The 20,312-nt window shown below is 48.2% G+C and carries 19 protein-coding genes, 3 tRNA genes and 2 pseudogenes; 16 read left to right on the forward strand and 8 right to left on the reverse strand.

Features of this window, described 5'->3' with window-relative positions:
* Positions 1-16 precede the first annotated feature (16 nt).
* The 3 genes and pseudogenes from MJO57_RS14010 to MJO57_RS14020 form a co-directional block, all read right to left on the reverse strand.
* Positions 17-343, reverse strand: coding sequence for a hypothetical protein (locus MJO57_RS14010; RefSeq protein WP_252026174.1), 327 nt, complete (start codon positions 341-343; stop codon positions 17-19).
* The gene (locus tag MJO57_RS14015) at positions 343-975 is read right to left on the reverse strand and encodes a hypothetical protein (RefSeq protein ID WP_252026176.1); all 633 of its coding nucleotides are present in this window, start codon (positions 973-975) and stop codon (positions 343-345) included. The genes MJO57_RS14010 and MJO57_RS14015 overlap by 1 nt, the downstream gene beginning before the upstream one ends.
* 39 nt (positions 976-1,014) lie before the next feature.
* Positions 1,015-1,263, reverse strand: a pseudogene (locus tag MJO57_RS14020) (Rha family transcriptional regulator); the annotation flags it as partial.
* 431 nt (positions 1,264-1,694) lie between these two features.
* Here MJO57_RS14020 and MJO57_RS14025 point away from each other — a divergent pair.
* From MJO57_RS14025 to MJO57_RS14040, 4 genes and pseudogenes are all read left to right on the forward strand, one after another.
* Positions 1,695-1,916, forward strand: a complete 222-nt coding sequence (locus MJO57_RS14025; RefSeq protein WP_252026177.1) for a ParD-like family protein — start codon at positions 1,695-1,697, stop codon at positions 1,914-1,916.
* Positions 1,909-2,199, forward strand: a complete 291-nt coding sequence (locus tag MJO57_RS14030) for a type II toxin-antitoxin system RelE/ParE family toxin (RefSeq protein WP_252026179.1) — start codon at positions 1,909-1,911, stop codon at positions 2,197-2,199. The genes MJO57_RS14025 and MJO57_RS14030 overlap by 8 nt, the downstream gene beginning before the upstream one ends.
* Positions 2,200-2,238: 39 nt before the next feature.
* Positions 2,239-2,502, forward strand: a complete 264-nt coding sequence (locus MJO57_RS14035; protein ID WP_252026181.1) for a type II toxin-antitoxin system RelB/DinJ family antitoxin — start codon at positions 2,239-2,241, stop codon at positions 2,500-2,502.
* Positions 2,502-2,770 (forward strand): annotated as a pseudogene (locus MJO57_RS14040) (type II toxin-antitoxin system YafQ family toxin). Before MJO57_RS14035 ends, MJO57_RS14040 begins: the two are co-directional and overlap by 1 nt.
* Positions 2,771-2,812: 42 nt before the next feature.
* Here MJO57_RS14040 and MJO57_RS14045 read toward each other — a convergent pair.
* From MJO57_RS14045 to MJO57_RS14060, 4 genes are all read right to left on the reverse strand, one after another.
* A complete protein-coding gene (locus MJO57_RS14045) occupies positions 2,813-3,295 on the reverse strand; it encodes an IS1595 family transposase (RefSeq protein ID WP_252026893.1) in 483 nt (160 codons plus the stop codon).
* Positions 3,264-3,752, reverse strand: coding sequence for a transposase (locus MJO57_RS14050; RefSeq protein WP_252018121.1), 489 nt, complete (start codon positions 3,750-3,752; stop codon positions 3,264-3,266). Before MJO57_RS14050 ends, MJO57_RS14045 begins: the two co-directional genes overlap by 32 nt.
* 2 nt (positions 3,753-3,754) lie before the next feature.
* Positions 3,755-4,210, reverse strand: a complete 456-nt coding sequence (locus MJO57_RS14055; RefSeq protein ID WP_252026185.1) for an AlpA family transcriptional regulator — start codon at positions 4,208-4,210, stop codon at positions 3,755-3,757.
* Positions 4,211-4,355: 145 nt separating this feature from the next.
* The gene (locus MJO57_RS14060) at positions 4,356-5,870 is read right to left on the reverse strand and encodes an IS66 family transposase (RefSeq protein ID WP_252017330.1); all 1,515 of its coding nucleotides are present in this window, start codon (positions 5,868-5,870) and stop codon (positions 4,356-4,358) included.
* Positions 5,871-5,995: 125 nt separating this feature from the next.
* Between MJO57_RS14060 and MJO57_RS14065 the strand changes: the two genes are divergently transcribed.
* The 8 genes from MJO57_RS14065 (at position 5,996) to clpX (ending at position 12,699) form a co-directional block, all read left to right on the forward strand.
* Positions 5,996-6,556, forward strand: a complete 561-nt coding sequence (locus MJO57_RS14065) for an XRE family transcriptional regulator (RefSeq protein ID WP_252026187.1) — start codon at positions 5,996-5,998, stop codon at positions 6,554-6,556.
* A gap of 16 nt (positions 6,557-6,572) precedes the next feature.
* Entirely contained in the window at positions 6,573-7,109 is a 537-nt protein-coding gene (locus MJO57_RS14070; protein ID WP_252026189.1) for a hypothetical protein, read from the forward strand.
* Positions 7,110-7,286: 177 nt separating this feature from the next.
* Entirely contained in the window at positions 7,287-7,991 is a 705-nt protein-coding gene (locus MJO57_RS14075; RefSeq protein ID WP_252026191.1) for a site-specific integrase, read from the forward strand.
* 179 nt (positions 7,992-8,170) lie between these two features.
* Positions 8,171-8,246 (forward strand) — tRNA-His (locus tag MJO57_RS14080).
* Positions 8,247-8,320: 74 nt separating this feature from the next.
* A tRNA-Leu gene (locus MJO57_RS14085) sits at positions 8,321-8,405 on the forward strand.
* Positions 8,406-8,798: 393 nt separating this feature from the next.
* Complete coding sequence (gene tig, locus MJO57_RS14090; RefSeq protein ID WP_252026193.1) at positions 8,799-10,142, forward strand: trigger factor; 1,344 nt, start codon at positions 8,799-8,801, stop codon at positions 10,140-10,142.
* 191 nt (positions 10,143-10,333) lie between these two features.
* The gene (clpP, locus tag MJO57_RS14095) at positions 10,334-10,984 is read left to right on the forward strand and encodes an ATP-dependent Clp endopeptidase proteolytic subunit ClpP (RefSeq protein ID WP_252026195.1); all 651 of its coding nucleotides are present in this window, start codon (positions 10,334-10,336) and stop codon (positions 10,982-10,984) included.
* A gap of 416 nt (positions 10,985-11,400) precedes the next feature.
* Positions 11,401-12,699, forward strand: a complete 1,299-nt coding sequence (gene clpX / locus MJO57_RS14100; RefSeq protein WP_252026197.1) for an ATP-dependent Clp protease ATP-binding subunit ClpX — start codon at positions 11,401-11,403, stop codon at positions 12,697-12,699.
* Between the two features lie 171 nt (positions 12,700-12,870).
* Here the strand turns inward: clpX and MJO57_RS14105 are convergent.
* Positions 12,871-12,947: transfer RNA gene (locus MJO57_RS14105), tRNA-Pro, on the reverse strand.
* Positions 12,948-13,393: 446 nt separating this feature from the next.
* On the opposite strand from MJO57_RS14105, the gene lon reads away from it, so the two are divergent.
* The 4 genes from lon (at position 13,394) to MJO57_RS14125 (ending at position 20,303) form a co-directional block, all read left to right on the forward strand.
* Complete coding sequence (gene lon / locus MJO57_RS14110; protein ID WP_252026199.1) at positions 13,394-15,817, forward strand: endopeptidase La; 2,424 nt, start codon at positions 13,394-13,396, stop codon at positions 15,815-15,817.
* A gap of 716 nt (positions 15,818-16,533) precedes the next feature.
* Positions 16,534-16,806 carry a nucleoid-associated protein HU-beta gene (hupB, locus tag MJO57_RS14115; RefSeq protein WP_020583377.1) on the forward strand — a complete coding sequence of 91 codons (273 nt, stop codon included), beginning with the start codon at positions 16,534-16,536 and terminating at the stop codon, positions 16,804-16,806.
* A gap of 231 nt (positions 16,807-17,037) precedes the next feature.
* Positions 17,038-18,939 carry a SurA N-terminal domain-containing protein gene (locus tag MJO57_RS14120; RefSeq protein WP_252026201.1) on the forward strand — a complete coding sequence of 634 codons (1,902 nt, stop codon included), beginning with the start codon at positions 17,038-17,040 and terminating at the stop codon, positions 18,937-18,939.
* 233 nt (positions 18,940-19,172) lie between these two features.
* The gene (locus MJO57_RS14125; RefSeq protein WP_305881917.1) at positions 19,173-20,303 is read left to right on the forward strand and encodes an S-(hydroxymethyl)glutathione dehydrogenase/class III alcohol dehydrogenase; all 1,131 of its coding nucleotides are present in this window, start codon (positions 19,173-19,175) and stop codon (positions 20,301-20,303) included.
* Positions 20,304-20,312 lie beyond the last annotated feature (9 nt).

The raw sequence follows: 20,312 nt of genomic DNA on the forward strand, positions 1-20,312 counted from the left end.
GGCAGCCTGGCTCCTTTTAGTGCTGGATCAATGGACCGGTAACGGAATAGCAGCGATCTTCCTCATAGGTCAACAAATAGTTGGCCCACTCCCTGGCCCGATGCAGGCACTCATCCAAATGTTCCCCACAAAACATCTGGCTTATTTTGTAGTCCCAGTGGTAGGCGTAACACTGGCCGCTGAAAAACAGCGGCTTGGGCGTCTCCACATGAACCACCATCTGGCCATGTTCCTGATGCTTGTGGCTGACCCGCAGCATGGGTTCATCCCCCAGGTTGTGCAGGGGCAGGGTGATGGTGCTTTTATTGGCCGTTTCCTGGCGTTCATTATTGACCGGATGCATCAGGCGTCCTCCCCGTTAAGCAGTTCGGCAATATTGTCTTTTACCGGCTGGCGGGATAGCGCTTTGAAATGGTCAGCTCCCAGACTCCTGTGTTCAGCAATCCACTGACATTGCAGGGAGTGGGCAAAGTACCAGCAGATCTCCGGCTTTTTGCCCCTGCGGAACTTTTTGCCCAGGTAACACAGGTCAACACTGTGGCGAAACGTCTCATTCAGCTCCTGTTCACTGGCCACCGGCTTCATGCCCAGGGTTTTGCACCAGTGGAAATACCAGCGGGGGCTGATGCACATCAGGCCATTTTCCACGGAGCGATCAACCAGGGGCAGGCCAATCTTGCGGATCTGGTCCCAGAACAGGATCACGGAGGGGTGGTCCACCTTTTTTTGGGCAATGGAGATGCCCACTTCCTGCAGGGCTCTGGTGCGGTCTTCCAGCATCAATTTGTCCTGGCAGGCCAGCAGCAACTCACGGGAGAATTGCAGCACCATCACTTTGAGGATTTCGCTGATTTCCCAGTGGCTGGGGTTTACGGTGTTCTCGATGCGCTTGACCAGCTGTTCGATCTGGCCGATCTGTACCTTGCGGTATTCGATCACCATCGGGTCAAAGATATGCTGGAGCCGTTTTTCCATCTGGTTAAAGGCATTGATGTAGGCCTCTTTCCAGGCGGCGGCTTTTTTGCCGGTGAAACCCATGGCCAGAAAAGCAAAACCGTCACGGGTGATTTTGTAGCTTTCGAGTTTTCTCCCGGTTGGGTCGGTGTATTCACTGGGCTGAAAATTCAGCTCAGTGAATTCTTGAGAGCATTCCAGATTGCGAATGGACTGTAAGACGTTCTTGTGCTGTTTATCAAAATGGTTAGCAACGTCGAGAGAGCTGCAGGTGATCTGCTGATTTTCAAATTTCAGCTCAGTCAGCAGTTTTCAGGGGTTGGAAAAGTTTCCACTAAGGCAGTCATAGAGCCTCCTATGTGCGATTTTAATCGCCACCAGAAGTTTCCAGACTTTATTGGTGGCGAACTGAATGGGGCTGGAAAACCGATCACACAGAAATCGGCACGGCCTAAGCCGTCCCCACCCAGCCCGCCATAAAAGAGGTGCTGAGCGATAGCACAAAAAAAGCGCAAATTTAAAGAGCGCCTTTAGTGCTCTGTGTGAGAATCGGGTTTCCAGGCCCGGCAACGGATTTTGCCGTTGCGAGATGCATATTGAAGATGGTCGGTCGTCCTGTCAACCACTTGCTTATATGCATGATATTATGCGGATGTGCATTAATTTTACGCTAAAATATTGCAAGTTGCGACATTTTCGGCAACTTGCTACATTTTAAAAAAACGTAAAGGAACCCTGTCATGAGTAACCAAAGCGTACGGCTTGACCCTTCCCTGATGGAACGTGCCACCATTATTGCCAAGGCATTGAACCGCACCACCCCCAAGCAGATTGAGCACTGGGCAAAGATCGGTGAAATTATGGAAGATAACCCGGATTTACCCTATGAGTTTGTCAAACAGGCACTGATTGCCAAAGCCGAGCTGGAAGCGGGAAAACTGGAGCCCTATCACTTTGACTAAAGCCATTGAAGTGGTCACCACTCCAACCTTTCGCAAGGCCGTTAAAAAGCTGAAGCCCAGTCAGAAAGCGGATTTGAATGCGGCCATCCGTGAGTTAATGGGCGATCCGCTGTTGGGGGAACAGAAAAAAGGTGACCTTTCTTTTATGCGGGTGTTCAAGTTCAAAATGGCCAAACAACTGACCTTGCTGGCCTATAGCTATGACGATCACCGGCTCATCCTCGAGCTGATCACTGTGGGCAGCCATGAGAACTTCTACCGGGACATTAAGCGGATTTTTTAATGACAGCAATGAGTGAAAAAATTGAGAGAGGTCATGTGAATGAGTAAAAGTGCGATGATTCGGGCCAGAATAGAGCCAGACGTTAAAGAGCATGCCGAAGTGATATTCAGGGAGCTGGGTCTTAATCCTACAGAGGCCATCACGTTGTTTTACCAGTATGTCGGCATTTGTAAGGGGTTGCCTTTTGATGTTCGTTTGCCTAACGAAGAAACCCGTCAGACATTTGAAGCTACAGACAAGGGTATGGGGCTGACCCGCTATGGGACAATGGATGAAATGTTTGATGATCTGGATAGTGATTAATGCTTGCTCCAGTACGAACAACCCAGTTTAAAAAAGATTACAAAAGAGTTGAACGTCAGGGAAAAGATTTAAAAAAGCTCAAAAAGGTCATGATTCAGCTCGCTCAAAATGAGCCGCTTGACTTCAAGCATAAAGACCACGTACTGGCCGGAAACTATAAAGGGCGCAGGGAATGCCACATAGAACCGGATTGGTTATTAATTTATCAAGTGGTCGGAGATGAGATTTTTTTGAAAGAACAGGATCGTATTCTGCTTTGTTCAGGTGATTGAGTGCATTTCATGAGTGGCTCTTTTCCAATTCCAGACTGCTATGTAACCAGCAAGTTGACTAAGGGCTGAAGAAGACTTTTGCCTCTTCGGCCAATATTATGCAAAAACTCAAAAAAGCCAAGGTAAAGGGGTAAAGCCTCTTGGGATATTCCCCTGTGAGGCCTTAGCCACGAGCGTAGAAGTGACCAAAACCCCTCCATAGTATTAACATGCACCTCGTAAATACCGTCTTTGTCATCATCACGGGCATACTCACCTTTGCCGTGACAGACCGTTTTATGTCTGAAGCCCCAGCTTTCAAGGTCATCATAGATGTTGTATTCATCGGTATAAATCTGGCTCTGTGGGGCTACGTGTTTCTTGATAAATGGTTCGATTGTCGCCTTCTTAACGTTCGACAGCATGTTGATAATGACCTGACCTCCCCTTTGAATCATTCCCAATACCGGCGGTTTGTCTTTTTCAAGAGTCCCACGGCCCGGAGCGCCTTTAAGCCTTCTTTTTCTCGGTGGACGATCCAGATTTTTTTAATGCTTCAGGGTGTCCCTTGTGACCAGCTACAATGTAGACCTCGTCGAATTCAACTTCGCCATCAAGAATCACTTCAGGCTTTCGGTCAACAACACCATTTCGTAAGACTGTGGTCATATGGTGTGCATCACTGACACACAGATCAAGTTCCTGAGCTATCTGGCTGTTGGAGACGTTCAGCCCCATTAAATAGAGACAGGCAATCCAGACTTTGAGTGGTCGGTGGTGTCCTGCGAAAACCGTATTTGTCAGGTCATCGAAGTAGCGCTTACAGGACTTACAGTAATAGTGCTGGCACTCTACCTGCACATTGTCGTGTCCATTCTTTTTGACATTCTCAGAATCACAGTGCGGACAGAGAACAGTGCCATCTGGCCAGCGGTTCTCACGGATCATCTCAAAGCAGGTGTCATTACTGATGAGATCTGAGATTCGGCCTATATTCATGGTCAATGCTGGCGATGGCTAATTATATCCACCAAGGATAGTTCAGCAGTTCGGAATTCGAAAAGAGCCTTCTCAGATTTGGCAATGCGTCGGGCTTCGGCCAGCAGTCGCTCATGATCAAGTTGCCCTTTGGTTTTGGTGGCGTCGGAACCGGCTACCCGTCTGGCCTGAAGCATCAGGTTTTCACGGGCTCTCAATTGTGGGTTGTCCTCATAGATGCGGGCGTTAATGATGGACGTTGGCCAAAGTTTCACTTTGCCAATATTTATGGGTTCCGGAAATTCACCTTTTTTGATCCATTTGTTGAGGGTGTTGCGGGTGATTCGGAATCGCTGGCAGACTTCCTCTGTGCTTAACAATTCGTCACGGTTGATGTCAAAGGACGATGTGGGTTCGGCCAGTTGCCCGATGGCCTGGAACAGATCATTGAGAATTTCACCTATTGCATGGCGGCTCATTTTTTTGCACCTTAGTCTAATAAAATATTCCGATAGTGATTAATAACTTTAAAAAATATGCGCAAATGCTTAATATTTTGCGCTAGTGACATCAATTGACGCTATTGATGTGCGTTTGTGCATAATATTGATTGTTTGTTTGTAACTATTCAGCACTGAGCAAAGGCATATTACAGTAATTCCGAACAGCTCTATGAAGTGATTGATATATGTCCATTCCCTGTTTTCTGGCAGACGACAAATAGCTGCGAATCCGTGCAAACATAGAACCACCGTCTGCACTCCTGAAGCAGCCTGAGATTTTCTGCTTTAACTTGGCCATTCGAACATCCCGCTCACTGCCATTGTTATCGAAGGGAATGGTAAAATCTGACATGAAGCGCAGTGTCTCAGCCTTGAACTCAGTGAGTCGTTTGAAGAGATTGTAAGCTTTAGTATTCTTGACTTTCTTGCGCTTAAGCTCCTCTCGTTGCTTCTCCATATAGACGACTTCTTTCATTAGAGCCCGCTGAAGCAACCGGTCATAAATCTTCTCGATTCGTTCACAGACAACACTTGGCATCTGTAGCATACCTATGGTCTTAAAGCCCTTGCAGTAATGCCAGGAAAGCCTCAGTAGCTTCATCAATCGCAACGCCAGTTGATTGCTGTCCCTATCAACAACACCCAAAAGCTCCCTCAGGTGATGGGCATTGCAAAGTACGTGAGTTGCCGCATATGCAAAATAGGATTTCCAATGATCATGAACCAGAACGCCTGCAAATGTTAGCAGTATGCCCATCGTGTCCATGGCCTCACGACCTCGCTTTTCAGACAAGTAGTAGAGCGTCCATTGTTCATCCCGCATAACGTGTAGCCAGTGCAAAGAGCCCTCGGCCCGCATACCCGTTTCATCGGCTCCGGCAACAGACGATTCCCGCAAGGCGTCACGAATAACCTCTTCAGTAGAAGCCAGATTTTCATAGGTTCTGGCCACAAAATTGGCGACAGTGCCTGCACTTACACTCATTTTATAGAGAGTATTAAAATACTCTGACACGCGCTTAAAAGGCAGGAAATGGTATTGGTTAAGATAGACGGCCATAGCCTGTGTGGCTGAGCCATATTGTGCGGCAGCGGTAACACCTTCCGGGAATTCAGCCTGATTCCGACAACCACAAGTGCAGATTTTTACTTCAGCTCTATGGGCCGTTACTTCAAATTCACCCGGTCTCCCTGGTTCAAACACCTGTCGTTCAATATATTTGACCGGCTCACTATCAAGAAGAGACGCCTGACATTTATTGCATTCTTTAACCGGAAGGTACTCAATATAGTCAGGGATATCGACCTGTTTAAGACAAGTGCCCTGATGCCCTTTCTTTCCACCGGCTTTATTACCAGAAGACTGTCTCAGACTTTTAGGATTGGGTTTTTCATCCGATGGATCGGTACCTTTATCTGCGGAAAGGTCGTCAGAATGATCTGGAGAATTACTGTTTTTACAAGGTTTTTGATAACCATCAGACGATGGCGGCTTGCTGCTGTTTTGACTGTTCTTGCCAACCTTTTCTTCCAATTCTCGACATCGCTCTTCCAGACAGGCAACTCTCATCCGCAGCTCTGCATTCTCTTTCAAGAGAATCTCAGCCGACATAGTTGCGGGTAGTTCTGGAATCATGCTGGCGAATATTGTGGAAAAATGGTGCTTAAGAGGATGGTATAAAAATCAGAAAATTCCAGATTTATGTGGGGGTGCTGAACAGTTACGTTTGTTTTTAGGTTAATGCAGATATGAACAAAAGTATGCAGAAAGGTCTAGCTTTGCGGATCTGCAAAGTACGTGACCAGCTGGGTGGCACCCGGCTATTGGCGGAAGCCACCGGGATCAGTCAGAGTTATTTGTCCCGGTTAATGAATGGGGTGATTGATAACCCCGGTAGCCTTCAGCTGGTACGCATCGCTGAAGCCGGGAATGTTTCGGTGGACTATCTACTGACCGGAACCGGTGCGGAGGAGCGTTTGGCGGATTCGGTATCGGATCTCAATGGATTGAGCTCGCTCTATTTTGACCGTGCCCTGTTGGTCGGTCTGGGGGTTGAGGCTTCTGAATGCCGTACTTTTACCGTGCAGAATGATGCCTTGACAGTATATCAGCCCAGGGATTTGCTGCTGATCCACCTGAAGTGTCACATGGGGGATGGGGTCTATCTGGTTGACTTTGGCGGTGGTCCTTCCGTGCGTCGTTTGGCCTGGCTGCCCGGTGGGTTGGTGGATGTCATCAGTGATAATTATGGTGCCAATAAAATTCCGGTGGCAGATCTGAATATTATTGGCCGGGTGGTTTGGGCTGGTATCAGGCAGTAATGACAGGGATTGACGCATGGCAAGAAGACTGTATGAGAAATACCGGGGGAACTACGTTGGCCTGTTTGCCCCTGAAGGCGGCTGGCAGAATGGGCGGAGGGGGATTCGGCGAACACTTTGTTCCATTGCAGAGATGGAACACCTCTCTGAACTGGAAAGGAATATCCGGTTAACCGAGCTGTATTCCAGGAAAGCCAGGGAGATCACTGACGAGAATCACCAGAAAGAGATTGAGCGTAAGAAGAAAAAGCAACGTAAATTGTGGACGGTAAAGCAGGCTAAAGCGTTCTGGCTGGATTCAGTCCGTTCCACCTGTGCAGAAAAGACCGCCATTATGTATGGACGTAGCCTGGATTTGTACATTACGGCTTGTGGTAATCATGAAATGCAGGATTATGATGAGACAAAATACAATGCGTTTCAGAGGTATCTCAACACGCAGGCAAAATACCGGGGGCGGTTGTTGGCTGATACGACAAAACACACTCATACCCGCCATCTGAAAAATTTCTGGCTCTATTTTGATTACGAACTGCTCTACAGTGAAAACTGACTGTAGGTCACGAAAAACAAGGATTGAGCAACATTACCGGACAATATGCTGACAACCTTTGTAGATAAAGGGCTTCAGCAATGTTCAACCCAGTAGCAGTCTGAAATCCTACAAGAGCCAAATTTCTTATTGTTTTGTCGTGACAAGCAGATTATTGATTCACTGCACCGGATTAAAATGCCAAAGCTGCCCAAAAAGGATATGCGAACTTTGACGTTGGATGACCTGGACCGGTTGGAACGGTATTTGTTGAATAATCTGGAAATAGCGGAGCGGGAACGTGATTCAAGAGCTATTCGTAATATGAAAAATATGTTGCGAGCTTACATGATGGCAACTCAAATTGTCGCCCGATTGGGAGTAATCTGGTCTTTGAAGCTGGAGAATATTGATCTAGCTTCCGGGTTGATTTACATCCGTGATAATAAGGAACTGAAATGGAAAAACAAATTTTACAAGACGCCGGACAAACCAATCAACAAGGAGTTATATGATTTTTTACAAAAGGATCTATCAGAACGTAAGTCTAAAGAGAGGTGCTATCTGGATAAGGGTAATGGAAAACCATGGTTCTATGATCAGGGGGAAATATCAAAGCTGGCCACTAAAATTTTTCGGGAATTAAATTTGCCTTCGGTAAAACCTTTTCACTGGGGAATGAGAGCGACAATGATAACCGAGCTTTTGTTATCCGGTTGCAACCCATATGCTGTCCAGGAATTAGCCGATCATGATAATATTGAGACCACCATGCTCTATCTGAACCGGCGAAAAATTCAGCAAAAAAATGCTGTTGACAGCATCTCGGAACTCCGGAAAAATCGGCCTCAATCAGACCCGAAAGTGTCCCGTTTTGTGTATCATCGGCGTTCAGAGGCTTGACAGGATTTTATAAATCCTTATAGTGTGCGGCCTAGAAAGACAGTACCCTGAAATGCTTCTATTCTAAGCGGATGGTCGCAGGTTCGAATCCTGCCGGGTGCGGCATATTCAGATGTCTGTTGATTTTTTTAGGCCTTGCTTCACTGGCCTAATTTGAATAGGCTTTATAGCAGTTAATGGTGGGCGTAGCTCAGTTGGCAGAGCTCCGGATTGTGATTCCGGCGGTCGAGGGTTCGAGCCCCTTCGCCCACCCCAGTTTAAAGGGTTGTCTCGATTATAAAGTGCCCTGAAAAATACAGTGTTTTGCGTGCTTCGTAGAAGCACTGTGAGCGGAAGTGGTGAAATTGGTAGACACGCTGGATTTAGGTTCCAGTGCCGCAAGGCGTGAGAGTTCGAGTCTCTCCTTCCGCACCAGTCATTAACGGGGATAAGCATGCTTATCCCCGTTTTTGTACGTTTCATCCAAAGAAAAACTGCCCTGATGGGGGGTGTATAGACCCGCTAGTCCTTAGCTTCGGGGAAACATGTATGAATATTACGGATATGAAAGGCTGAGCCAGGGCTGCTGTGTTTCGGGTCTTTTAAATATGCTTTTCATTAAAGGTCTGTTCTAATCATTGGTTTATACCGTTGAGAAGTGAGAGTGGTGCAAGTCCTGTAGGGATCTGGAACGTTTTAATAAAAACTGTTCCTTTGCCTTGCCTGGATCCAGTGTAACAGAAAAGTGTTCATCATTTTCTGGGTACTTTGCTAGTCTGTGCGCCTTTTGGCCCATTGTTTACACAGGTTTGGTGTTGAGGAACAAAAATGCAAGTCTCACTTGAAACGACTTCCGGTATTGAGCGCAAGCTGACGATCACTATCCCGGCTGCTGACATCGATGGTGAAGTGAATAAGCGTCTGCAAGATCTGTCCCGACGTGTTCGTCTGGATGGCTTTCGTCCAGGAAAGGTTCCAATGAAAGTGGTCAAGCGCCGTTATGGTGCGGGCGCCAGGCAGGAAGTGCTCGGTGAGATGATGCAGTCTTCCTTTGTTGACGCCATTGTGGAACAGAAATTGAACCCTGCTGGTGCGCCATCCGTTGAAGCTCAGTCTGATAATGAGGAAGGTTTCACTTTCGTTGCTACCTTTGAAATCTATCCTGAAATTGCTCTCAATGAGTTCAGCGGCATTTCCGTTGAACGTCCGGTTGCTGAGGTTCAGGAATCTGATGTTGATGAAATGATCGAAACCCTGCGTAAGCAGAGCACAACGTTTGCAGAGGTTGAGCGTGCTGCCGAGTCGGGTGACCGCGTGACCTTTGATTATGTTGGCACCAGGGACGGAGAAGCTTTCGAAGGTGGCAGTGCAGAAAACTCTACTCTGGAACTGGGATCTGGTCGAATGATTCCCGGTTTTGAAGACGGCCTGGTGGGTGTCTCTGCCGGTGAAGAGAAAGTGCTTTCCCTGACGTTTCCGGAAGATTATCAGGCGAAAGATCTGGCTGGTCAGTCTGTTGAGTTTGCCTGCAAGGTTCACAAGGTTGCCGCACCTGCATTGCCAGAACTGAATGATGCATTCTTTGCTCGGTTTGGCGTAAGTGAAGGTGGTCTGGAAGGTTTCCGTACGGAAGTTTCCAAAAACATGGAGCGTGAACTGCGTCAGGCGGTTAAGAACAAGGTCAAGAATCAGGTAATGGATGGCCTGCTGAAGATTCATGAAGTGGAAGTGCCTTCTGCTCTGACTGCTCAGGAAATTGATCGTATGCGCGAACAGGCCGTGCAGCAGTTCGGCGGTATGAAAGGCGGTTTTGATCCAAAGCAGCTGCCAGCAGAGCTCTTTGAAGCCGATGCCAAAAAGCGTGTTGCGCTGGGGCTGTTGATCAGTGAAGTGGTTAAGCAGCGTGAAATCAAGGTTGATGATGAACGTGTGCGCGCCATGATCGAGGAAATGGCATCCGCTTACCAGGAGCCGCAACAGGTGATCGACTGGTACTACAGCAATGATGAGCAGCTGTCTCAAATCAAGTATGTTGTTCTGGAAGAGCAGGTAGTAGATACTATTCTGGAAGCGGCTCAGGTTTCAGAAAAAGTATGCAGCTATCAGGACGCCATCAAGCCTGCTGAGCGTGTAACTGAAGCAGAAGAGACAGAGCAGGAAGAGACTGCCTGATTTCGCTTGTAGAAGAGCTCTTTATGAAGAGCGTGGGAATGGGTGGCTGGTTCGCCAGTTACCCTGACAGGCAGCTAAGGTTTTACCGGCTCCGGTCGTTTTAATCTGGTATGCAAGCGGCTAATCTGTCTGTTTATATGACTGGCAGAGCAGTCGCTTTTCTTCGACTTGGCAAGGAGTTAAGACAGGATATGTCCAATCTGATAGACCCGCACGCCGTCGCGATCACCAGCTCAGGACTGGTGCCTATTGTTGTTGAACAATCAGCCAGAGGTGAGCGCTCTTACGATATCTATTCCCGCCTCCTTAAAGAGCGAGTGATTTTTCTGGTTGGCCAGGTTGAAGATCATATGGCAAATCTGGTAGTTGCTCAGCTGTTGTTCCTTGAATCCGAAAATCCGGACAAGGATATTCACCTGTACATCAACTCACCGGGCGGGTCGGTAACTGCCGGGATGTCAATTTATGATACCATGCAATTTATCAAGCCAGATGTTTCAACCATGTGTATTGGCCAGGCTGCCAGTATGGGGGCGTTGCTTCTGGCTGGTGGTGCAGCAGGTAAGCGTTACTGTCTGCCGCACTCCAGGGTGATGATTCATCAACCGCTGGGTGGCTTTCAGGGTCAGGCATCGGATATCGAAATTCATGCCAAGGAAATCCTGAGTATCCGGAGTAAGCTGAACCAGGTTCTTGCTCATCATACCGGCCAGCCGCTGGAGGTTATTGAGCGTGATACGGATCGCGATAACTTTATGAATGGCGATGAGGCGGTTGAGTATGGCCTGATTGATAAGGTCATGAATCGTCGCGGTGAAGGCGGTAAGAAAGACAAAGAATAAACCGGACGGCTGGTAATGAGCTGAGGGCTCTTTGTGATCTCCAGCGAAATGCCATCCTGCAATCAATGAAAATAGCCTCTGTCCTGTGTGCTATTTTCATTGTTAAATGATTACTGCAGGTTGATTTTTATCCGAAGTCGTTGAACACTAACTTATTGTCTGGGTTCTCTTGAGATGGAGGACCCTATCAGAATAGCTTTCCAGAAACATGCATGATCCCGGATGGTCAGGGCATGAATTCTGGTATTACGCGGATCAAGCACTTGAAAACATGCCTTGATGGCTACATCTTATCCAGGCATGTATAAGTGAATCATGAAATGGGCTTTGATCAGTTTGATTCTCAGGTCTGCTTTCATTGTCTATTTTCACTGGAGAGTGCAGGGCAGGCATTGTCCGTATAACAGGGTAATCGAATGACCGACGAAACAAGCGGCAAGGGTGAAGACAGCAACAAGTTGTTGTACTGCTCTTTCTGCGGAAAGAGTCAGCATGAAGTGCGCAAGCTGATTGCCGGCCCTTCCGTATTTATATGTGATGAATGTGTTGATTTATGCAACGATATCATCCGTGAAGAAATTCAGGACAGCAGTGGTGAAGAGTCTTCTGATAAGCTGCCGATCCCTCGCGAGATCAAGGAAACTCTCGACGAGTATGTAATTGGCCAACCCCGTGCAAAAAAAGTCTTATCTGTAGCGGTATACAACCACTACAAGCGTCTGCGTTTTGGTGATACCAAAGGCGACAAAAAAGATGACGTCGAACTGGGTAAAAGTAATATCCTTCTGATTGGTCCCACCGGAAGTGGCAAGACGTTGCTGGCTGAAACGCTGGCGCGCATGCTCAATGTGCCGTTCACCATTGCTGATGCCACTACTCTGACGGAAGCGGGTTATGTTGGTGAAGACGTTGAAAATATTATTCAAAAACTGCTGCAGAAGTGCGACTACGATGTAGAAAAAGCCCAGATGGGTATTGTCTACATTGATGAAATCGACAAGATTTCCCGTAAGTCTGATAACCCATCCATCACCCGTGATGTTTCTGGTGAGGGCGTTCAGCAGGCTCTGCTTAAGTTGATTGAGGGTACGGTAGCATCCGTTCCACCCCAGGGTGGACGCAAGCATCCTCAGCAGGAGTTCCTGCAGGTTGATACCTCCAATATTCTTTTTATCTGTGGCGGTGCTTTCGCCGGCCTGGATAAAGTGATTCGTGGGCGTACTGACAAGTCTGGTATTGGCTTCTCTGCAGAGGTCAGCAGTAAGGATGACAAGAAGGATCTGGGTGAAACCTTTAAAGAGGTTGAGCCGGAAGATTTGGTGAAATTCGGTCTTATCCCTGAGTTTGTTGGCCGTCTGCCTGTCATTGCCACCCTTGAAGAGCTGGATGAAGAGGCGTTGGTGCGCATTCTCGTGGAACCCAGGAATGCGCTGACTAAGCAGTACAGTAAACTCTTCGATATGGAAGAGGTGGAGGTCGACTTTCGTCAGGATGCGCTTCGTGCGGTTGCCAAAAAAGCAATGGATCGTAAAACTGGTGCCCGTGGCTTGCGCTCAATACTTGAGGCGGTATTACTTGACTCAATGTATGAGATTCCTTCCGATGAGAGCATTTCCAAGGTGGTGATTGATGCCTCAGTTATCAATGGCGACTCTGAGCCGCTATTGATTTACGAGAATTCTGAAACTCCAAAGGCGATACTTTCTGAAAAGTGATGTATTGTTGTTTTCAATAAGAACCCTGCTTGGCAGGGTTTTTTCTATGTGCTGCAATTTTACCCTGTTATGGATAAAAAATCAGATCTCTGGCTAAGTTTGTCTGTTAAACAGTCAGGAGAATGATTGTAATAGACTTTAGGGGAAGTAAAAAGGTGGGGAAAAAGTTTATGGTCGGAGCGAGAGGATTTGAACCTCCGACCCCCACAACCCCATTGTGGTGCGCTACCAGGCTGCGCTACGCTCCGACTCGCCTGAAGAGTCGATGCAACGTCTCTTCTCAACGAATGGCATGTTACCTTAAAGCTGATTTTTTACAAGTACTTGATAGTTTATGTCGTTTATGCACTCCTGTATGTCGAAAGCCCGTTATGCATTCGTGGACTTGGCATTGGCAAGCGCTTCTCTGGTTATGTTATAACCGGTATTAGCGCGTGGCATTATCGGTTTACACAGGATGAAAAGACGTGGCTATTGTAATTTAGCCGGAAAAGCCCCATCTTAGAAACCATGGCCAGTTTTACAGATGCTTGAGACAGTATTCAGGTATATTCTGCTGTGAGCTGACTATGGATTAAGCACGTAATAGATCGTGTCCTGAATACCTGCCAGGTTTTCACCCTTCTCTTTTCAGCCAGCTAACAGGCTGGCGGATGGCAGGTTTTATTGATATTGAACGTATAGGGGCTGAGCTATGGATAATAAAGATACCCTGCAACCATCTGAGCACTATGAGCTGCCGTTGTTGCCCCTCCGTGATGTGGTGGTCTATCCGCATATGGTGATCCCGCTGTTTGTTGGTCGGGAAAAATCCATCCAGGCGCTGGACCTGGCAATGTCAGGTGATAAGCGAATTCTGCTGGTAGCTCAGAAAAGTGCACAGACCGATGATCCCCAGGTAGAGGACCTGTTTTCTGTGGGTACTGTTGCCAGTATTCTGCAATTATTGAAGTTGCCAGACGGAACGGTAAAAGTTCTGGTTGAAGGTGAGACTCGGGTAACGATTGACTCAATCTTTGAAGACGATGGGCTGGTTAAGGCGAAAGTGCATGAACAGCTGTCCGAGCAGATCAGTGATAGGGAAGGTGAGCTGCTGGTACGTTCTGTCATGTCTCAGTTTGAGCAGTATGTTCAATTGAGTAAGAAAGTACCGAATGAGGTACTCAGCTCATTATCCGGTATCAAGGATCCTGCCAAGCTGGTGGATACCATCAGTGCCCATATGCCGATGAAAATTGAAGACAAGCAGAAGATGCTTGAGATCGAAGATCTGGGAGACCGGTTGGAGTATCTGATTGGCATTATGCAGGGCGAGATGGATTTTCTGCAGGTCGAAAAGAAAATTCGGGGTCGCGTCAAGAAACAGATGGAACGCAGCCAGCGTGAGTATTATCTGAATGAACAGATGAAAGCCATTCAGAAAGAGTTGGGGGATATGGATGATGCCCCTAATGAGCTGGAAGAGCTGAAAGCAAAAATTGATCAGGCGGGGATGACCCTGGAAGCCAGGGATAAGACTTTGGCGGAACTGGCCAAGCTGAAAATGATGTCGCCAATGTCTGCAGAGGCTACGGTTGTCAGGGGATATATTGACTGGATGCTCAGTGTCCCCTGGAAAAAGCGCAGTAAAGTCCGTCATGATATGAAGCGTGCCCAGGATATTCTGGAGGCTGATCATTATGGGCTGGAGGAGGTCAAGGAGCGTATCCTTGAGTATCTTGCTGTGCAGAGGCGTGTTCGTAAACTGAAGGGCCCCGTTCTCTGTCTGGTTGGCCCGCCCGGGGTTGGTAAAACGTCACTGGGTGAGTCGCTGGCCAGGGCTACGAATCGCAAGTTTGTCCGTATGGCGCTGGGTGGTGTTCGTGATGAGGCTGAGATCCGTGGTCACCGCCGGACTTACATCGGCTCCATGCCGGGTAAACTGATTCAGAAGATGGCCAAGGTTGAAGTGAAAAACCCGCTTATTCTGCTGGATGAGATCGACAAAATGGGTTCTGATATGCGCGGTGATCCGGCTTCAGCATTGCTGGAGGTGCTTGATCCTGAGCAGAACAACTCATTCAATGACCACTATTTGGAAGTGGATTACGATCTTTCAGATGTCATGTTTGTTTGTACATCCAACTCAATGGATATACCCGGTCCGTTGCTGGACCGTATGGAAGTGATTCGCATACCGGGTTACACCGAGGATGAAAAACTTAATATTGCCAAACGTTATCTGATACCCAAGCAAGTCAAGCGCAGCGGGCTTCGCAAGGACGAGCTCTCCTTTGAAGATGATGCAGTCCTGGATATTATCCGTTACTACACCAAAGAAGCAGGGGTTCGTGGACTTGAGCGGGAAATTGCCAAGGTCTGCCGCCGGGCGGTAAAACAGGAAGCGCTGTCTGAAAAGGACCGTAAGAGTGCAGTTACCACAGAAGTGCTTGAAGACTTCCTGGGGGTTCGCAAGTTTACCTATGGGCGAGCTGAGGAACAGGATCAGATTGGTCAGGTAACCGGGCTTGCCTGGACATCGGTTGGTGGCGAGTTACTGACCATCGAGTCGGTAGCGGTTCCCGGTAAAGGGCAGATTATCAAAACCGGTTCTCTGGGCGATGTCATGCAGGAGTCGATTCAGGCAGCATTGACGGTGGTTCGCTCTCGTGCCGCCGCTATGGGCATTGAGCCTGACTTTCATCAGAAGAACGATCTGCATATTCACGTTCCCGAAGGCGCGACACCAAAAGATGGTCCCAGTGCGGGTATTGGTATGTGTACCGCCCTTGTCTCCATTCTGACAGGGATTCCGGTCCGGGCGGATGTTGCCATGACTGGTGAAATTACCCTCAGGGGACAGGTTCTCGCCATCGGAGGCCTGAAAGAAAAGCTTCTGGCAGCGCATCGTGGTGGTATCAAGAAGGTTCTGATTCCTGAGGAGAACCGCCGTGATCTGAAGGAAATTCCTGATAATATCAAGGATGACCTGGAGATTATTCCCGTTCAGTGGATCGATGAAGTTCTGGAGGTGGCTCTGTCTTATATGCCTGAAGCCCTGCCAGAAAAAGTGCTGGAAGTTGCCGAATCCGAACAAAAAATCGTTCAGAAAAATGATGAGCGCGTCAATACGCACTGATCGCCGAATGTGAACGACCTCCCTGGGTTGGGAGGTCGTTCAGTAATGGCGGGGCTTTCCGGTGGATTCTTCAGTTGACATGACAGTCGGACGGTTGGTATAAATTGCCGCTACTTCGGATCAGGAGTTAGGTCGAGGTCATAGCGTCAGGGTTGTCAGGTCAATTGATAGACAGCCTTTTGCTAATGCGGATAAAAGTAGACTTCTTTTGCCGGAATGATCGAACGGTTAAGGCTGTAACCGGTGATTTGCCTTGTTATGACCCTCCAGATAGGAAACGCAGGAATTGCTCTGCTTCCCCGATTTGAACAGCCTTCAGGAATACTGTGCCTTTTTCAGTCATTCCCGGGGAGGGCGGTTTTATCGCCAGACTTCTTGAATTTCGCCGGACAATTTGTGTGACGGCAGGTTATCAGACATCATACTGCCTCGGCGTTATCGCTCGCTTTAAGTGTTCGATAGGGCTATTTTTATCGGCAAATTGAATTCTGGTAATTCTTTGTAGTAGTCATAGATCAAATTGACTGGTTTGCAGGCTATTAAGTACGAAGGTGCTTGTTTAGTGCTTGTTTTTCACATGAAAATGCAGCAGCATATCGTTCGCATCTTTTTGGGTAGATGATAGAAGACCGGCAAATTACTCAGTTGCCAGCACGCTTTCTGTGTCTATCCTCTGTTAATGATTGAAAACGCATCCTACTTAGAAGGGGAATAGAGTGAACAAGTCCGAGCTTATTGATGCTATCGCTGCATCTGCCGACATTTCTAAGGCTGCCGCTGGTCGAGCCCTGGACGCCGTGATTAACTCTGTCACTGGTGCATTGAAAGATGGTGAGCAGGTTGTCTTGGTAGGTTTTGGCACCTTTTCTGTGAAAGAGCGGGCTGCCCGTACCGGCCGCAACCCGCAGACAGGTGAGCCGATTGAAATCGCTGCTGCCAGAATCCCAAGTTTTAAAGCGGGTAAGGCTCTTAAGGATGCCGTGAACTGATTTGGTGCGGTTCACTGTTATTTAGTGCTTTAATCGGTTCTATTTCATCAGGTGGACAAGGCAGGGTTCCACATGAATTATTCCAGGGGAGTTGTCTGCCGGTTCACCAGAAAGCGCATCCGATGATGCGCTTTTTTTTTAAACCCGGTCTTCGCTTTTGATGAGAGTTGATGAGAAGACTGGGTGCGAAGAGCAAGGGATATACTCTGCTGTCTCAGCCCTGAGGTTTTTATGCTGCAATCGATGAGGGACAAAGCGAAGAGCTGGGTGACATTTGTTGTCGTCGGCATCATCGCTTTTATGATGGCCATCACTGGCCTGGAAACGCTGGCGCCCAATCCAAACAACCCGGAAGTGGCGTCAGTCAATGGCAAGGAAATAACTCGGGCAGAGTTGGCTCAGGCTGTAGATCAGCAGAGGCGCGTTTTAATTCAGCAGATGGGTGGACAGTTTGACCCCTCTATGCTGGACGACCAGTTATTACAAAGCTCGGTTCTTGACGCGCTGATTGATCGCCAGCTGCTGCTTCAGAGTGCAGAAGATCAGAAAATGGGTATTGGCGAAGCCCAGGTCGATAAACTGATTGTCTCCATGCCACAGTTCCAGCAAAACGGTCGCTTTGATGCCGATCGTTTTCAAATGATGGTGCGCAGTTACGGTATGACACCATTGCAGTTCCGTGCTGCCATCCGTGAAGAAACACTCTTGCTGCAGTTACGTGCCGGGGTTGCCAATACCGAGTTTGTTACTATGGAGGAGCTCAAGCGACTGCAGAGCCTTGAAGGCCAGACTCGTGACCTTGCCTGGGTTGTGCTGCCGGCGGAACCGGTTCGTAAAGCAATTACGCCGTCCGATGAAGAGATTACCAATTATTACCAGGCTAACTCGGATCAATTTATGACGCCTGAACAGGTTGTCATCAACTACCTGGTTTTGAATAAGGGCGATATTGCCAGGGATATCGAAGTCTCTGCTGAGGATATCGAAGCTGAATACCAGTATCGTGTAGAGCAGTTAAAGCGACAGTCTGGCAATAATGCCCAGGTCTCCGTCATATTGATTCAGGCAGGTGAGGATCGCACCCTTGATGAGGCGAAAGCACGTGCAAGTGACGTTGTCTCGCAGCTGAAAGCTGGAACGAGTTTTGCCGAATTGGCCAAATCCTATTCTGATGACCCCATGACTGCTGAGAAAGGTGGTGACCTGGGTGTGGTTGAACCCGGCTTCTTTGGGGACGATTTTGACCAGACGGTTGCAGGTCTTGAAGTTGGCGAGGTCTCTGACCCTATGGAAACTGACTTTGGTGTACAGATCCTGAAAGTGACTTCCCGTGACGAGGCAGATTTGCCAACGTTGAGTGAGATGCGAGCGGACATTGCAGCGGCATTGAAACAGAATGAAGTCGACTCGCTGTTTATTGAGCAGTCAAGGCAGCTTGCTGATATCAGCTTTGAGGCTTCTGATCTGGATCAGCCTGCCGAGCAGCTGGGTTTGACAGTGATGACCAGCGAGCCATTTGGACGCAAGGGTACTGCATCGGGTATTGCCGCAGACGCTCGAATACCGGCAGCGGCCTTTAGTGATGATGTACTGAATCTGGGTGCCAACAGTGAGCTGATAGAGGTTACACCTGAACAGGCTGTTGTTGTCCGGGTTAAAGAGCATAAAAAACCAGAGCCAATACCTCTGGCTGATGTGCAAGATGCCATTGTTACTGCCCTGAAAAACAGCCGTGCACAGCAACAGCTGGCCAACCGTGCGGAAGAAATGGTAACGATGCTGCAGTCTGGAAAAACACTGAACCTACTGGCAGATGAACAGCAGCTGGATGTGGTTGAGAGCCCTGAAACCAGTAGAAATATGGCAGATGTGCCTGCTCAACTCTTGCAGGAAGCATTTAAAATGCCACATCCGGGAAATAGTGTCTCCTATCGCTCAGTCATGTTGGCAAACGGTGATTATGCTGTTGTTGGTCTGAGCGCCATCAATCCGGGTGAGGCTATCGCCAATAACGAGCGGCTCAAAGGACTGGGTCAGTTTATTGCAAGCAGTAATGGGCGTGTTACGTTTGATGAGTACCTTGCCAGTCTTAAAGAACGTGGTGAGGTGAAAGTTCTGCTCGACAGTGAATAATTATTTGAACATTGGATGTTAACTTCTGTAAGGCTACCGAAAGGTGGCCTTTTTCTTTCAGGGAGAGCGGAGCATACAGGATTGTCAGCATAATATCCGGACAATCATAAGACTCTCATTTCCTGCGTTATTCCCTGCCATTGTCAAACTGCCGGTTTCAGCTACGGTTACCACATCGGTAATACCTTCCAGATTGCACTCAGTCAGAAATGATTTTAAGTTGAGGCGTATTGATGTCAGATCAGTTTATCAAATCAAAAGCCGCCATTGCCTGGGGACCTGGTCAACCCCTGTCGATAGAAGCAGTCGATGTCATGTTACCAAGGGCGGGAGAGGTGCTGGTCCGCATCATTGCTACTGGAGTCTGTCACACCGATGCATTTACCCTGTCGGGTAATGATCCGGAGGGTGTATTTCCTGCCATTCTTGGTCATGAGGGCGGAGGCATTGTGGAGCAAGTGGGTGAAGGCGTGGCCAGTGTAGCCGTTGGCGATCATGTCATCCCCCTTTATACGCCGGAGTGTGGTGACTGCACGTTTTGTCATTCGGGTAAAACCAACCTGTGTCAGAAAATACGAGAAACGCAGGGAAGAGGGCTGATGCCGGATGGCACGACACGATTTTATCAGGATGGTCAGCCAATTTATCACTATATGGGCTGTTCAACGTTTTCCGAATATACAGTGTTGCCCGAGATTTCACTGGCAAAAGTGAGCAGTGGTGCACCATTGGAAGAAGTCTGTCTTCTCGGTTGCGGGGTGACTACCGGTATAGGGGCTGTATTAAACACAGCAAAAGTGCAGACAGGGGACACAGTTGCGGTTTTTGGTCTTGGTGCTATTGGTCTATCAGCCATCCTGGGGGCCAGGATGGCTGGTGCTGGCAGAATCGTTGGGATTGATATAAATAAGACAAAATTCGCGCTGGCCAGAAAGTTGGGAGCAACTGATTGTGTCAATCCAACGTTGTTTGATAAGCCAATTCAGGACGTGATCGTTGAGATGACCGGGGGAGGTGTTGACTTTTCATTTGAGTGTATCGGAAATGTTAATGTCATGCGCTCTGCACTTGAGTGCTGTCACAAAGGCTGGGGGGAGTCGGTTATCATCGGAGTCGCTGGGGCTGGTGAGGAAATAGCCACTCGTCCAGTCCAGCTGGTGACCGGGCGTGTATGGCGTGGATCAGCATTTGGAGGAGTGAAAGGTCGCTCTGAGCTGCCGGGCATTGTTGAGCAATATTTGGCGGGTAAATTCCGGCTCGACGATTTTATCACCCATACCATGGCATTAGAGGAGATCAATAAGGCGTTTGATCTGATGCATAAAGGGGAAAGTATTCGCTCTGTGATCCATTACCCGCAATAACTGCGCCAT

The organism is Endozoicomonas sp. SCSIO W0465, from assembly GCF_023716865.1.
Classification (GTDB): Bacteria; Pseudomonadota; Gammaproteobacteria; order Pseudomonadales; family Endozoicomonadaceae; genus Endozoicomonas.

Coding starts and splice junctions, on each gene's coding strand:
- MJO57_RS14050 (WP_252018121.1), bottom strand. CDS start 3,752: ATGAATATAGGCCGAATCTCAGATCTCATCAGTAATGACACCTGCTTT.
- lon (WP_252026199.1), top strand. CDS start 13,394: ATGGATAATAAAGATACCCTGCAACCATCTGAGCACTATGAGCTGCCG.
- MJO57_RS14010 (WP_252026174.1), bottom strand. CDS start 343: ATGCATCCGGTCAATAATGAACGCCAGGAAACGGCCAATAAAAGCACC.
- clpX (WP_252026197.1), top strand. CDS start 11,401: ATGACCGACGAAACAAGCGGCAAGGGTGAAGACAGCAACAAGTTGTTG.
- MJO57_RS14060 (WP_252017330.1), bottom strand. CDS start 5,870: ATGATTCCAGAACTACCCGCAACTATGTCGGCTGAGATTCTCTTGAAA.
- tig (WP_252026193.1), top strand. CDS start 8,799: ATGCAAGTCTCACTTGAAACGACTTCCGGTATTGAGCGCAAGCTGACG.
- MJO57_RS14065 (WP_252026187.1), top strand. CDS start 5,996: ATGCAGAAAGGTCTAGCTTTGCGGATCTGCAAAGTACGTGACCAGCTG.
- clpP (WP_252026195.1), top strand. CDS start 10,334: ATGTCCAATCTGATAGACCCGCACGCCGTCGCGATCACCAGCTCAGGA.
- MJO57_RS14075 (WP_252026191.1), top strand. CDS start 7,287: ATGCCAAAGCTGCCCAAAAAGGATATGCGAACTTTGACGTTGGATGAC.
- MJO57_RS14125 (WP_305881917.1), top strand. CDS start 19,173: ATGTCAGATCAGTTTATCAAATCAAAAGCCGCCATTGCCTGGGGACCT.
- MJO57_RS14070 (WP_252026189.1), top strand. CDS start 6,573: ATGGCAAGAAGACTGTATGAGAAATACCGGGGGAACTACGTTGGCCTG.
- MJO57_RS14055 (WP_252026185.1), bottom strand. CDS start 4,210: ATGAGCCGCCATGCAATAGGTGAAATTCTCAATGATCTGTTCCAGGCC.
- MJO57_RS14015 (WP_252026176.1), bottom strand. CDS start 975: ATGGAAAAACGGCTCCAGCATATCTTTGACCCGATGGTGATCGAATAC.
- MJO57_RS14035 (WP_252026181.1), top strand. CDS start 2,239: ATGAGTAAAAGTGCGATGATTCGGGCCAGAATAGAGCCAGACGTTAAA.
- MJO57_RS14025 (WP_252026177.1), top strand. CDS start 1,695: ATGAGTAACCAAAGCGTACGGCTTGACCCTTCCCTGATGGAACGTGCC.
- MJO57_RS14120 (WP_252026201.1), top strand. CDS start 17,038: ATGCTGCAATCGATGAGGGACAAAGCGAAGAGCTGGGTGACATTTGTT.